This window comes from Burkholderia sp. COPS (assembly GCF_019425585.1).
Taxonomy (GTDB): domain Bacteria; phylum Pseudomonadota; class Gammaproteobacteria; order Burkholderiales; family Burkholderiaceae; genus Burkholderia; species Burkholderia cepacia.
Window position 1 is genome coordinate 87,643 of the sequence record NZ_WIXR01000014.1, and the last position, 12,902, is coordinate 100,544.

General features: G+C 66.8%; 15 protein-coding genes. 8 read left to right on the forward strand and 7 right to left on the reverse strand.

Annotated features, from left to right (window positions below; genetic code table 11):
* The first annotated feature begins 97 nt into the window (after nt 1-97).
* Nucleotides 98-415 (forward strand): type II toxin-antitoxin system RelE/ParE family toxin, encoded by a 318-nt coding sequence (locus FOZ70_RS12445; RefSeq protein WP_124588372.1) that lies wholly within the window; start codon nt 98-100, stop codon nt 413-415.
* A 3-nt stretch (nt 416-418) separates the two neighbouring features.
* A complete protein-coding gene (locus tag FOZ70_RS12450) occupies nt 419-718 on the forward strand; it encodes an addiction module antidote protein (RefSeq protein WP_021157290.1) in 300 nt (99 codons plus the stop codon).
* 47 nt (nt 719-765) lie between these two features.
* On the opposite strand, the gene FOZ70_RS12455 is transcribed toward FOZ70_RS12450, so the two are convergent.
* The 5 genes from FOZ70_RS12455 to andAc all read right to left on the reverse strand — a co-directional run bounded on the left by FOZ70_RS12455 (nt 766) and on the right by andAc (nt 5,595).
* Nucleotides 766-2,052 (reverse strand): DUF445 domain-containing protein, encoded by a 1,287-nt coding sequence (locus FOZ70_RS12455; RefSeq protein WP_021157291.1) that lies wholly within the window; start codon nt 2,050-2,052, stop codon nt 766-768.
* Nucleotides 2,053-2,263: 211 nt separating this feature from the next.
* Nucleotides 2,264-3,484 carry an anthranilate 1,2-dioxygenase system ferredoxin--NAD(+) reductase gene (gene andAa, locus FOZ70_RS12460; protein ID WP_219705964.1) on the reverse strand — a complete coding sequence of 407 codons (1,221 nt, stop codon included), beginning with the start codon at nt 3,482-3,484 and terminating at the stop codon, nt 2,264-2,266.
* On the reverse strand, nt 3,474-3,800 hold the full coding sequence (gene andAb / locus FOZ70_RS12465) for an anthranilate 1,2-dioxygenase ferredoxin subunit AndAb (protein ID WP_219705965.1): 327 nt from the start codon (nt 3,798-3,800) through the stop codon (nt 3,474-3,476). The genes andAa and andAb overlap by 11 nt, the downstream gene beginning before the upstream one ends.
* A 20-nt stretch (nt 3,801-3,820) precedes the next feature.
* On the reverse strand, nt 3,821-4,306 hold the full coding sequence (gene andAd / locus FOZ70_RS12470; RefSeq protein ID WP_048022184.1) for an anthranilate 1,2-dioxygenase small subunit AndAd: 486 nt from the start codon (nt 4,304-4,306) through the stop codon (nt 3,821-3,823).
* A gap of 17 nt (nt 4,307-4,323) precedes the next feature.
* Complete coding sequence (gene andAc / locus FOZ70_RS12475) at nt 4,324-5,595, reverse strand: anthranilate 1,2-dioxygenase large subunit AndAc (protein ID WP_048022287.1); 1,272 nt, start codon at nt 5,593-5,595, stop codon at nt 4,324-4,326.
* Between the two features lie 213 nt (nt 5,596-5,808).
* Here andAc and andR point away from each other — a divergent pair, with 213 nt between their 5' ends.
* On the forward strand, nt 5,809-6,768 hold the full coding sequence (andR, locus tag FOZ70_RS12480) for an anthranilate 1,2-dioxygenase regulatory protein AndR (protein ID WP_021157295.1): 960 nt from the start codon (nt 5,809-5,811) through the stop codon (nt 6,766-6,768).
* A 209-nt stretch (nt 6,769-6,977) separates the two neighbouring features.
* On the opposite strand, the gene FOZ70_RS12485 is transcribed toward andR, so the two are convergent.
* Nucleotides 6,978-7,868: a LysR family transcriptional regulator gene (locus FOZ70_RS12485; RefSeq protein WP_021157296.1), complete on the reverse strand. Its 891-nt coding sequence runs from the start codon at nt 7,866-7,868 to the stop codon at nt 6,978-6,980.
* Nucleotides 7,869-7,959: 91 nt separating this feature from the next.
* Here FOZ70_RS12485 and FOZ70_RS12490 point away from each other — a divergent pair, with 91 nt between their 5' ends.
* Genes FOZ70_RS12490 through catC form a run of 3 tightly spaced genes read left to right on the forward strand, consistent with a single transcriptional unit; the run spans nt 7,960 to nt 10,361 of the window.
* Nucleotides 7,960-9,093 (forward strand): muconate/chloromuconate family cycloisomerase, encoded by a 1,134-nt coding sequence (locus FOZ70_RS12490; RefSeq protein ID WP_193094229.1) that lies wholly within the window; start codon nt 7,960-7,962, stop codon nt 9,091-9,093.
* A 31-nt stretch (nt 9,094-9,124) separates the two neighbouring features.
* Entirely contained in the window at nt 9,125-10,027 is a 903-nt protein-coding gene (gene catA, locus FOZ70_RS12495) for a catechol 1,2-dioxygenase (protein ID WP_042973294.1), read from the forward strand.
* 43 nt (nt 10,028-10,070) lie between these two features.
* Nucleotides 10,071-10,361, forward strand: coding sequence for a muconolactone Delta-isomerase (gene catC, locus FOZ70_RS12500; protein WP_011355923.1), 291 nt, complete (start codon nt 10,071-10,073; stop codon nt 10,359-10,361).
* Between the two features lie 209 nt (nt 10,362-10,570).
* Here the strand turns inward: catC and FOZ70_RS12505 are convergent, their stop codons facing one another.
* Nucleotides 10,571-11,353, reverse strand: a complete 783-nt coding sequence (locus FOZ70_RS12505) for an NAD(P)H-dependent oxidoreductase (protein WP_021157298.1) — start codon at nt 11,351-11,353, stop codon at nt 10,571-10,573.
* A gap of 86 nt (nt 11,354-11,439) precedes the next feature.
* Between FOZ70_RS12505 and FOZ70_RS12510 the strand changes: the two genes are divergently transcribed.
* Together FOZ70_RS12510 and FOZ70_RS12515 are read left to right on the forward strand one after the other, a co-directional pair.
* Nucleotides 11,440-12,333 (forward strand): LysR family transcriptional regulator, encoded by an 894-nt coding sequence (locus FOZ70_RS12510; RefSeq protein WP_021157299.1) that lies wholly within the window; start codon nt 11,440-11,442, stop codon nt 12,331-12,333.
* A gap of 138 nt (nt 12,334-12,471) precedes the next feature.
* Complete coding sequence (locus tag FOZ70_RS12515) at nt 12,472-12,882, forward strand: DUF2471 family protein (RefSeq protein WP_027790981.1); 411 nt, start codon at nt 12,472-12,474, stop codon at nt 12,880-12,882.
* Nucleotides 12,883-12,902: the final 20 nt, after the last annotated feature.

Consider the following 12,902-nt stretch of genomic DNA (forward strand, 5'->3'; position numbering starts at 1 on the left):
GGCACGCAAACGAAGCGGGCAGCCCTAATGTAGCGGCTACCGAATAGCCCGATCCAACCCGACCCATCTGTGAACCATGGTTGACATGCCGCAATCAATGTCCTACAGTGCGCCTACGTTCAGCATCCGGACCACCGACGTCTTCGACGCATGGTTTGCCGGCCTGCGGGATCGCGTCGCGAAGCGCCGCATCCAGGCACGCATCGACCGCCTGTCGATGGGCAATCCGGGTGACTGGAAATCCGCGGGCTCGCCGGTCGTCGAGATGCGGATCGACCACGGCCCCGGTTATCGCGTCTACTACGTCCGGCGCGGAACGATCTGGGTCATCCTGCTCTGCGGCGGCGATAAATCGACGCAACAGGCCGACATACGCGCCGCGCACGCGATGCTCGCGCACCTCGACATGGAGTAATCGATGGACAAGATCAGCACCCGGCCGTGGGATTCGGCCGACCATCTGAAGACCGAAGACGACATGGCCGACTACTTCGAAGCGTGCCTGCAGGAAGCCGGCGACGATCCGGCCTTCATCGCGCACGCGCTCGGCGTGATCGCACGCGCACGCGGCATGTCGCAGGTCGCGCGCGACGCGGGCCTGTCGCGCGAAGGGCTGTACAAGGCGCTGTCGCACGACGGCAACCCCAGCTTCGGCACCATCCTGAAGGTCATCAAGGCGCTCGGCCTGCAACTGCACGGCGCAAAAGCGCACGCATGACGCGCGGGCGCGGCCCGTCGCGCCCTCCCGCGATATCCGTGGCCGCGTCAGTGCGGCCAGCCGGCCGCCCAGCGCGGCACCAGCGACACCAGATACAACCCGAGCCCGATCAGCCCGCCAACCAGCGTGCCGTTGATGCGGATGTATTGCAGGTCCTTGCCGATGTTCAGCTCGATCTGCCGCGACATCTCGCGCGCATCCCAGTTGCGCACCGTGTCGCGAATATGACGCATCAGGAAATCCGCGAAATCCGGCGCCATCTCGTGCACCGCCTTCTCGACATGCTCGTTCAGCGACGCGCGCAATGCCGGACTCTCCGCCAGCCGCGCACCGAGCCAGCCGCCGAGCGTCGCGGCCTGCCGGTGCAGCGCCGAATCGGGGCGCGCGAGATCGGCCTTCAGCCACGCGCGCAACTGATCCCACAAGTCGCGGACATACTCGTTGAACGCGGCGCCGTCGCGAACGTAACGCCTGATCTCCTCGCCCTTCGCGATGAACGCGGGATCGTGCTTCAACCGCTCGGTCAGCCGCACGACCGTCCGGTCGAAGCGCTGCCGCAGCTCGTGCTCGGGGTCCGCCGCCACGCCCTCCAGCACGCGGCTCACCGCGCTCGCGAGCATCCGCGCGCCGTTCTCGCCGAACCACTGCGTCGGCATGATCTTCTCGACCTTCGGGTACTGCGTCTTCAGCCATTCGACGATGAAGCCCGCGATCACCTCGCGGTTTTCTTCCTTGTCGAGCACGTCGACCACCTGTTCGATCGCGTCGTCGAGCAGCACCTGGTGACGGCCGTCCTTCGTCAGCGTGTCGAGGATCGCGCCGGCCGATTGCGACAGGTCGACCCGGTCGATCACCGCGCGAAACGCATCGTGGACGAACGACTGGATCCGCGCGTCGTCGGTCATGTCGAGAGCGAAACTCATCAGCTTCGTCACGTAGCCGCCGAGCGCGTCAGTGTTTGCCGGTTCGCCGAGCCAAGCGCCGAGTTTCTGCGCGGGATCGTGCTGGCGGATCTGCGCGGCGAGCGCGTCGGGGCCGAGGAACTTCTCGCGCACGAACACCGCGAGGTTGTCGGCGATCTTGTCCTTGTTCTTCGGAATGATCTCGGTATGACGCGACACGAACGGGATCGGCACACGGCGGAACAAGGCGACGACCGCGAACCAGTCGGCGAGCGCGCCGACCATCGCGGCTTCGGCCACGGCCTTGAAGCCGTCGACCCACGGGCCACGCGGCAGCAGGATCGTCGTGACGAACACCGCGACGGCGGCCAGCAGCAGCCACAGCGCGCGGCGCTTGCTGCGTTTCAGTTCGAGGGCTTTGTCTGGCGTCATGGCGGCAGGCGAATCGGCGATGCCGCTAATATCCCCGATTTCGCACCGGCCGACAAACGCGCGGCATGAAGCGCGACGGCCCCGCGCGACCGCCACCGGGGAAAACGTCACCCGCCACGTCGTGCAACCGTCCGGCAGGCGCGCGGCTGGCGACGTCGTCGCCGACGCCATCCGTCCACCGCGCCCGCCATACCCGCCGCGCCTGCTGCTGTTACAGGAACGTCTTCAAATTCACCGCAGGATCGGCGAGCTTCACCGGATCGGGCACCGCCCCGGCCGCGATCAGCCGGCGCGATGCGCCGATGTCGCGCCCCTGGTTCGCCGCGGCCACCGCGACGATCCTGCCGTCGTCCCCCAGCCCGAACACCGTGAACGGCCCGTTCGCCGGATCGCCGCGCACGACGATCGTGCGTTCGCTGCCGAACAACCCGAGCATCTGCAGGTTGCAGTCGTACTGATCGGACCACAACCACGGCAGCTCGGCATAGGTTTCGTCGGCACCGAGCAGGTTCGCCGCCGCGACGGCCGGCTGGTTTTCGGCCACCTGCCACGATTCGATCCGCACGTGACGCCCGAGCAACGGATTGAAGTGCATCGTCACCTCGCCCGCCGCGAAGATCGAGGGATCGACCGTACGGCAGCCCGCGTCGACGCGTATCCCGTTGTCGACATCGAGCCCCGCTGCCTGCGCGAGCTCGACATTCGGCACCACCCCGATGCCGACCACGACGAGATCGGCCGGCACGTCGCCACGATCGGTCTCGACGATCGCGCCGCCGCCCGGCGCGCGACGGATCGCGCGCGGCAGCGTCGCCATCCGGAAGACCACGCCGCGTGCGTCGTGCAGCCGATGCGCATACGCGCCGACGACTTCCGGCAACGCGCGTTGCAGCAGGCGCGGCGCCGGATCGATCACCGTCACGTCGCAACCGAGCTGGCGCGCCGCCGCCGCGACCTCGAGGCCGATGAAACCGCCCCCGAGCACCGCCACGCGGCGCCCCGGCGCGAGCTGCGCGCGCAACGCACGCGCATCGTCGACCGTGCGGACGTAATGCGGCGCGACGCCTTCGTCGATCTCACCGCCAAACGTGCGCACCCGCGAGCCCGTCGCCAGCACGAGCCGCGCATAAGGCAGCGTCGTGCCGTCGTCGAGCCGCACGCGCAATGCGTCGCGCTCGATCGCGTCGACGCGCGTGCCGAGCCGCAGCTCGATGCGCTGCGCGTCGTACCACGCGGCATCGCGCACGAACGCACGCTGCTCGCCGCCCTCGCTCAGCAGCGCATCCTTCGACAGCGCGGGCCGGTCGTACGGCAGCTCGCGTTCCGCGCCGATCATCACGATGCGCGCCGCGGCGTCGCGTTCGCGCAGCGCTTCGGCCGTGCGCCGCGCCGCATGGCCGGCGCCGACGATCACGAACGGATCAGCCGACATTGACTTCCACCTGCCCGTCGACGATCCGGATCGGATAGGTACGCACCGGCTCCGTGATCGGCGCGCATTTCGGCGCGCCCGTGCGAATGTCGATCAGCCCCTGGTGCAGCGGGCATTCGACGCAGCCGTCCTCCACATAACCCTCGGACAGCCGCGCATGGCCGTGCGTGCAGAGATCGTGCATCGCGAACAGTTCGTCGCCGATCCGGAACACGGCGATCGGCTTCTGGCCGGCGACGCGCGCCGCCGGTTCGGCTTCGGAGAATTCGTCGAAAGCGCCGAGCGGATGCCACTCGGCGAGCGTTGCTTCAGTCATGACTGTTCCTTGCTTGCGTATCAGATCGGGGTCGCGAGCAGCGTCTGCACGCGCGACGTGTCGTAGATCACCCGCTTGGTCTTGTAGCGCAGCCCGTCCGGCGTGCGCACGACCGTGTCGTAGTACTTGCCGGCCTGGTACACGTTCGACTCGCCGTTGCTGCGCGTCTGCACGACGACGTAGTTGCTCTCGGTGTCGATCTCGCCGTCACGTTGCGCGACGATCGTCAGGCCCGACGTCATGTGCCGGTACGTATGCTCTTCGTAGATGTTCGCGTGCCGCAGCGACACCACGCGGTCGCGCAGCATCCGCTGGTTCGTGCAGTGGACGATCCCGACCGGCAGCCCGAGGTCGGCGTTCTCCTTCGGCACGATTTCGTACGTGCAGTCCTCGGTGAACATCGTCGGCCACTCCTCGAGCCGGTTGTTGTCGAGATGCCCGATATAGCGGTTCTGGAGCATGTAAATCTCGAACCACGTCTTCATGTCTTCCGTCAGGTTTTCCATCGTTCCGCGCTCCCGCTTCAATAGCCCATCAGCTTCTGGTAGCCGACCCAGAACTTGCGGATCAGGCTTTCGGTGATCACCGTGTCCTGCTGGTCCGGATTGCCGCGCGACATCTCGATCACCGACGTCGCGTCGCCGTCGCGCACCGTGCCGCGCTGCACGAGCTCGGTCGCCTCCGTGTCCTCCATCGAGATATAGCCGGCCGGCCCGACGAGGTTCGCCTGCTTGATGCGCAGCGCGCGCAGCTCGGGCGTATCGTCCGCGTAGCCGAAGAAGTGGAAGATCAGCTCGAAGTTGTCGGGGCCCTTCGGCAGGATCTGGCGTGCGACCAGCGTGTTGTGGATCTGCTGGATCACGAGCTGCGGGAAGATCGGCTGGATATGGTTCGTGCAGTCCTCGTCGTATTCCGACACGAGATCGAGAATCGATTCGTCTTCCAGATGGAAACCTTCGTCGAACGAGCGAATGTTCTGCTGCTTGTACGCGGCCGACGTATCGTCGCCCGTCTTCGTCACCGTGATGATGCTGTGCAGCCCGTGGTTCGCATCCGGAATCGAGCGCGCCTTCATCCCGACGCGGAAGATGTTGAAGGTCGTATGGAACAGGTGCAGCATGCTCGCGTGATACGGGTCCTTCACGTTCTCCATGTACAGCTTCCAGTTCGACTTCGAATACTGGCGCGTGCAGCCGAGATACTCGATCGGCTTGTGGAAGATCCGGTCGATCCACGGGCGCATCTGCTCGCCGAGGTAGTCGGGCAGCGGCATCACGTCGTCGCTGAAGGTGGCGAACACGAGCCCGCGATAGCTGTCGACACGCAGCTTGCGCAGCCCGTGCTGCTTCGGGTCGAAGTCGGCCGGCATCCCGGACATCCCCTTCTGGCCGCGCCGGAACGGCACGCCGAGCAGGTTGCCCGCGTTGTCGAAGCTCCACTGGTGATACACGCACGTGTGCGAGCTCGCGTTGCCGCGCGACTTGCGGCACACCTGCGCGCCACGGTGCGCGCAGCGGTTCACCCACGCGGAAAGCGCGCCGTCCTCCGTGCGCGTGACGACCACCGGCGTATCACCGACGAACGTGCTCTTGAAATCGCCGGCGTTCGGGATTTCCGCTTCCAGCGCGACGAAGTTCCACGTCGGGCCGCGAAAGATGCGTTCCTGCTCGCGCTCGTAGACGGCCTGCGAGCTGAACACCTTGTACGGCACGCGCGAGCCGTCGTCGTGCGGAAAGCTCACGTCGGACGCGTTGTCGCGCGCGGCGAACACGACGGGCGATTCTGTCTGCTCCATGTCGGACTCCTTGGGGTTCCGTTTCATTAACAAGATGGAGTCCATTTTTGAAAGGCTAATATTCGCCGTCTATCCGGAAAGTGCGATTGCGGCGGCGCAATATCCACTTTCGGCGGATTTCTGAGCTAGCATGACGGCACACACGACCCTGCGCACGATCGCGACCCATTCATCGGATCGAAGCGCGCGTCGCTCATACAAAGGCTGAGGCCCATGTCCCCAACGTCGTTCGAGCCGCTCGCGCTGCGCGCGCACCGGCTGTTCGAATCCCGCGATCTCGACGAGACGCGCGAGCGGATCTCGCGCGTGATGCAGCCGCATGCGCTGCTGCCGACCGGCCGCACGCACGGCGCGTCGCACATGGATTTCGTCAGGCTCGGCGGACTCGGGATCGGCACGATCGCATTCGGCGACGCGATGCGCGTGCAGGTCGACGCGGTCGACGGCTACTACCTGCTGATGTTCTGCCTGTCCGGCCAGGCCGAGGTGCGCGCGATGGGGCGGCAGCTCGGCGTCGACGGCCAGACCGGCGTGCTGTGCGCGCCCGGCGAGCGCTTCGACGCGGTGCTGTCGGCCGATTGCGAGCAGTTCGTGCTGCGTATCGACGCGGCGACGGTCGGCTCGCTGACGGGCGACCCGCGCGCGACGCTCGACCCGGTGCTGCACGTCAGCGACGCCGCGCTCGCCGCGTGGCGCCAGCAACTGATGCTCGTCGCACGCTCGCCCGAACTGCTCGAGCGCGCGAACGCGAACCCGCGCGTCGCGTCGCAGCTCGAGCACCTGCTGATCGACCTGCTGATCGAAGGCCACCCGCCGTCCGTGCTGCACGCCTCGCACCGCGACCCGGCGCCGGGCTTCGTGCGGCGCGCACAGGAGTTCGTGAACGCGCACTACGCGCAGCCGCTGCAACTCGCCGATATCGTCCAGGCCGCCAACGTGCCGGAACGGACGCTGCGCGACGCGTTCCTGCAGTTCCGGGGAATGAGCCCGATGCAGTACCTGCGCGCGACGCGGCTCGACCATGCGCGCGAGCTGCTGCGCGGCGCGGCGTCCGACCGGCGGATCGCCGATGTCGCGCTCGATTGCGGGTTTACACACCTTGGCCGGTTCGCGATCGCGTATCGGGAAAAGTTTGGCGAATCGCCGTCGGAAACGCTCGACGTGAAGCGATAGCGGCGCGTTCGCTGGCGCGGCCGGTGGCTTGTGGCTTGTGGCTTGCGGCTTGCGGCTTGCGGCTTGTGGCTTATGGCTTATGGCCTTCGACCCGCAAAACCGGCGCGGCACTTGCATCGACGCGCGTGACATTACGACACCCCCTCCGCATCCACCGGTGCCCGCCGAAACAGACCGTTAGTTGCAATGCCTGAAAGCGACGACGCCCGTCAGGCCGACGCCCCGATCATCTCCCGCGCAATCGCGCAGAACGCGGCCGTGGCGGCGCTTTCGCCGTGCAGCCGGCGGCTCATGATGATCGGCGACGTCGCGGCCGGCTCCGGCAACCGCCGGTAGACCACGCCCTTCACGCGCACGCCCTCCACGCTCTCCGGCACCAGCGACACGCCGACCTGCGCGGCCACGAGCCCGAGCGCCGTCTGCAGCTCGCGCACCTCGTGCACGGCCGCCGGCACCAGCGCGCCGTCGCGCAGCGCCGACAGCTGCTGATCGGCAAAGCTCGGCCGCGGCGTGCTCGGATAAACGATCAGCGTCTCGTTCGCGATATCCGCGAGCGCGAGCGGCCGATCGGGATCGGCGAGCGGATGCCCGACCGGCAGCGCGGCGATCAGCTTTTCCTCGATCAGCGCCTCGCGCACCAGCTGGTCGTCGTCGAACCGCAGGCGGCCGAACCCGACGTCGATCCGCCCGCCCTTCAGCGCGCCGAGCTGCTCCAGCGTGAACATTTCGATCAGCGACAGTTCGACGTCCGGCTGCGCCTCGCGAAACGCGCGGATCACGTCCGGCAGCGCGCCGTACAGCGTCGACGGCACGAAACCGATCACGATCCGCTCCGACAGCTGCGCGAGCCGCCGCGTCAGCGGGCCGAGCTCGTCGGCCTGGTCGACGAGGCGTTTCGCCTGCGCATAGAACACGCGCCCCGCATCCGTCAGTTTCAGCGGCCGCGCGCCGCGCTCGAACAGCGGCAGCCCGATCTCGTCCTCGATCGCCTGGAGCTGGCGGCTCAGCGGCGGCTGCGTCATGTGCAACCGCTCGGCCGCCCGCGTGATGTTCATTTCCTCGGCGACGGCGATGAAGTAGCGGAGCTGGCGCAATTCCATTTCATGCCTCAAAGGTATGGAAGTAGTCGGAAAGAGTGTTGGACGACGCGGGGCGGGAATTCCTACCATGTGCACCAACAGGAGGAATCGCATGATAGCAACTGCCGCCACCATCGAACGCATCGAGACTTTGCTGGTCGACGTGCCGACGATCCGGCCCCACAAATTGTCGGTCGCCACGATGAATTGCCAGACCCTCGTGCTGGTCCGTATTCGATGCACGGACGGTATCGAAGGCGTCGGCGAGGCGACGACCATCGGCGGCCTCGCCTACGGCGAGGAGAGCCCCGAAAGCATCAAGGTCAACATCGACACCTACTTCGCGCCGCTGCTGCAGGGCATGGACGCGACCCGCCCGGGCGCCGCGATGGCGCGCGCGCGCAAGCTGTTCCAGGGCAACCGCTTCGCGAAGTGCGCGATCGAGACCGCGCTGTTCGACGCGCAGGCGCGCCGCCTCGGCGTGCCGCTGTCGGAACTGTTCGGCGGCCGCCGGGCCGACGCGGTGGACGTCGCCTGGACGCTCGCGAGCGGCGACACACAGCGCGACATCGCGGAAGCCGAAGCGATGCTCGACGCGCGCCGCCATCGTGCGTTCAAGCTGAAGATCGGCTCGAACGCGGTCGCCAGCGACGTCGCACACGTCGTCGCGATCAAGCGCGCGCTCGGCGAGCGCGGCGACGTGCGGGTCGACGTGAACCAGGCATGGAGCGAAACCGACGCGATCTGGGCCGGCGCACGGCTCGCGGAAGCGGGCGTGAGCCTCGTCGAGCAGCCGATCGCCGCGACCAACCGCGCGGGGCTGAAACGCCTCACGCAACTCGCGCAGGTGCCGATCATGGCCGACGAGGCGCTGCACGGCCCCGTCGATGCGTTCGCGCTCGCGCAGGATCGCGCGGCCGACGTGTTCGCGGTGAAGATCGCGCAATCGGGCGGCCTGCAGGGCGCGGCGAGCGTCGCGTCGATCGCGGCGGCGGCCGGCATCGAACTGTACGGCGGCACGATGCTCGAGGGCGCGGCCGGCACGATGGCGTCCGCGCAACTGTTCAGCACGTTCGACTCGCTGAAATGGGGCACCGAGCTGTTCGGCCCACTGCTGCTCACCGAGGAAATCCTCGTCGAGCCGCTGCGTTACGAGGATTTCAAGCTGCACCTGCCGGCAACGCCCGGCCTCGGCATCACCTTCGACTGGGCCCGCATCGAACGCATGAAGCGCGACGCCCGCTGACCCCACACGACAACCGAAACCGGAGACACACATGGACAAGCAAGCCATCGACGCCCTGCTGAAAACGTTCGACGACGCCGCGGAGAAGCCCGGCAACCCGCGCGTGCGCGCGATCGTCAACCGGATCGTGAAGGACATCTGCTACACGATCGAGGATTTCGACGTGCAGCCGAGCGAATTCTGGACGGCACTCAACTACCTGAACGAAGCCGGTCGCGAATTCGGGCTGATCGCCGCGGGCCTCGGCCTCGAGCGCTTCCTCGACGTGCGGATGGACGAGGCCGAAGCAAAGGCCGGCATCGAGGGCGGTACGCCGCGCACGATCGAGGGGCCGCTGTACGTTGCCGGCGCGCCGGAATCGGTCGGCCATGCGCGCCTCGACGACGGCACCGATCCGGGCCAGACGCTCGTGATGCGCGGCCAGGTGCTCGGCAAGGACGGCGCGCCGATCGCGAACGCGCTCGTCGAGGTGTGGCATGCGAACCATCTCGGCAACTACTCGTACTTCGATCAATCGCAGCCCGCGTTCAACCTGCGCCGTTCGATCCGCACCGACGCGGAAGGCCGCTACAGTTTCCGCAGCGTGCTGCCGGTCGGCTACAGCGTGCCGCCGGGCAGCAAGACCGAGCAGTTGCTCGACCAGCTCGGCCGCCACGGCCATCGTCCCGCGCACATTCACTTCTTCGTTTCGGCGGACGGTTATCGTAAGCTGACGACGCAGATCAACATCGAAGGCGATCCGCACATCTGGGACGACTTCGCATTCGCGACCCGCGAAGGGCTGATCCCGAAGATCAAGCAGGCCGAAGGCGCGGAAGGCAAGCCGTACGGCGTCGACGGGCAGTTCGCGCTGATCGACTTCGATTTCTCGCTGCTCAAGGAAAAGCAGGACGTGCCGGCAAGCGAAGTCGAGCGAGCCCGCGCGCAGGCGTGAGCGGCCTTCCCGTTCGACGAATCGACAACGCAAGGAGTGCAGGATGCTGTTTCATGTGGAAATGACCGTCCGCCTGCCGACGGACATGGATCCGGTCAAGGCGGCCACGCTGAAGGCGGAAGAAAAGGCGATGTGCCAGCGGCTGATGAACGAAGGTACCTGGCGTCATCTGTGGCGGATCGCCGGGCAGTATGCGAACGTCAGCATCTTCGACGTCGAGAGCGTGCAGCAACTGCATGACCTGCTGAGCCAGTTGCCGCTGTTCCCGTATATGGAGATGGAAGTGCGCGCGCTGTGCCGGCATCCGTCTTCAGTGCGGGAAGACGATCGGTAAGCAGGCGATCGAGTTCCGACAAGACGGGCGGCCCGCGACTTCATCGCGGGCCGCCCGTTTCGTTACGCCATCCGCCGGGGTGGATCGGGTTGCCACGCGGCCGGCTTCCGCTCATCCGTCGCGCCGATCTCCGGAAACGGCTCGATTCGCGCGCAGGTGTCGATATGCCCGCGCGCCGCTTTCCCGAACGGGCCCGCCATGCGTCATCACTACGCGTGCGCCAGATGCGCGGCAAACCCCACCGTCCCCGGCACGATCTCCTCCTTCAGCGTCAACGCCGGAATCTCGTAATCGCCCGCGTTCTGTCGCCGGAACGGAATCGGCGGCGCGGTCCACAACGCATCGAGACGCTTGCCGAGCGCCGCACGCGTTTCGTCGAAGCGTGCGTCGTTCATCTTGCCCGTCCGGTAGATCACGAACGGCGGCAGCACGTCGAACCCCGGGTAATACAGGATCCCGTGCTGGATCGGGAACAGCACGTCGTCGATCGGCCCGTTGATGCCCCGCGGGCTGTAGTGCGATTCCCACCCGCCTGCCGTGACGATCAGCATCGCCCGCTTGCCGGCCAGCGACCCTTCGCCGTAGCGGTTGCCCCAGCGCGTCTCCGAATGCTCGCCGACGCCATACGCAAAACCGTACGCATACACACGCTCGACCCAGCCCTTCATGATTGCCGGCATCGAGAACCACCACAACGGAAACTGCAGGATCACCGCGTCGGCCCACTTCAGCTTCTCCTGCTCGCGCGCGATATCTTCACTTTGCGTGCCGGCCGCGAATGCGTGCTTGGAGTCGAGCGACGGATCGAACCGCGCGTCGGGCGCGCGACCGGTCACGTCGTTCGCGTCGAACGCCGCCTTCCAGTTCATCGCATACAGATCCGTCACCTGCACCGCGTGGCCGGCCGCTTCGAGATGCTCGACGGCAAAGTCGCGCAGCGCGCCGTTCAGCGAACGCGGTTCGGGATGGGCATAAACGATCAGCACATTCATGTTCGTCACTCCTTTGATTGAACGACTACAGGATGCCGCCGCCAAAGGTATATTTGAAATGAATTCCTGATATTCCAGGTATAGCCATGAATAATCTCAGACGACTCGACCTGAACCTGCTCGTCACGCTGGACGTGCTGCTCGCCGAGCACAACGTCACGCGTGCGGCCGAGAAGCTGAACATGTCGCAGCCGTCGGTGAGCGTGCAGCTGCAGAAACTGCGCGACCTGTTCGGCGACCCGCTGCTGTTGCCGGGGCCGCGCGGGATGCGGCCGACCGCGCGCGCGGAAACGCTGCGCGAGCCGTTGCGCGATGCGCTCGAAGCCGTCGAACGCGCGGTCGTTCCGGCCACCCCGTTCGATCCGGCGACCGCGACCAACACGTGGCGCGTGGCCGCGACCGATTACGGCGAATCGACGATCGTGCTGCCCGCGCTGCACACGCTGCGCTCGGCCGCGCCCGGCACACGGCTCGCCGTCGTCGAACTCGCGCCGCCGCGCATCGAGCAGGATGCCGAACGAAACGGCATCGACCTCGCCTTTCATACGACAGAAGGGTCGCCGGCCGGCATGCGGCGCCTGCCGCTGTTCGTCGAGCGTTATGTGCTCATCGGCCGCGCCGGGCATCCGAAGCTGAAGCGGCGCCCCACGCTCGCGCAGTTCGGCACGCTCGAACACGTGATCGTGTCGCCCGATGGCGGCGGCTTCTTCGGCGTGACGGACGAAGCGCTCGCGAAGGTCGGTGCCGTGCGGCGCGTCGTGCTGTCCGTGCCGCACTTCCTGTTCGTGATGTCGGCGGTCGCGAGCACCGATCTCGTCGCGATGCTGCCCGAGCGACTGGTGCGCGACGTGCCTGCGCTGCGTGTGGTGGACGCACCGGTCGAGGTGCCCGGCTATGAAATGTCGATGCTGTGGCACGAGCGCGTGCATCGCGATCCGGCGCATCGGTGGCTGCGGGAAACCATCGCGGCGGCGGTCTGACACGGCCCGGTCGCCGGGCGGCTGCCATCTGCTGTCATCGGGGGCTTGAAAGTGCGCCGATCACTGTATATATTTACAGTGTTTCTGCGTCATTTGACCCGAATTCCGTCCCCCGAGACGGTCTTTAGTGAGGCGACCATGTTCCAGTCATCCGCATTCGATCCCGAGCAACCCGGCTTCAATCCCGTCCACTTCGAGCGCGCCGCGCGGCAGGCGGTCGTCGATCTTCAGCGTGTCGTCGGCGGCCCCGCGCAGCGGGCGCTCGGCTTGCGGCGCCGCAGCCATCCGGCCGCCGTCCGCACGATGAGCTGGCAGGCGCTGCTGAATGTCGAGGAGCTGGCGTTCTCGAACTCCGGCTTCCTGAACCGCAACGATCCGACGGTCGTCGACGCCTTCATCCGGCTGCGCGACAGCCGGATGGTCGCCGCGGACGTCGAGGAAGCCGTCGACTGGAAGCGCGACGACGACGATTTGCCCGCCGTTTACCTGATCGTCAAGGCGATGCTGGAAGCGGAAGAGCGTGAGACCCAACACGCCGAAATGGAGTGACGGCGGCGACGCGCGGCCGT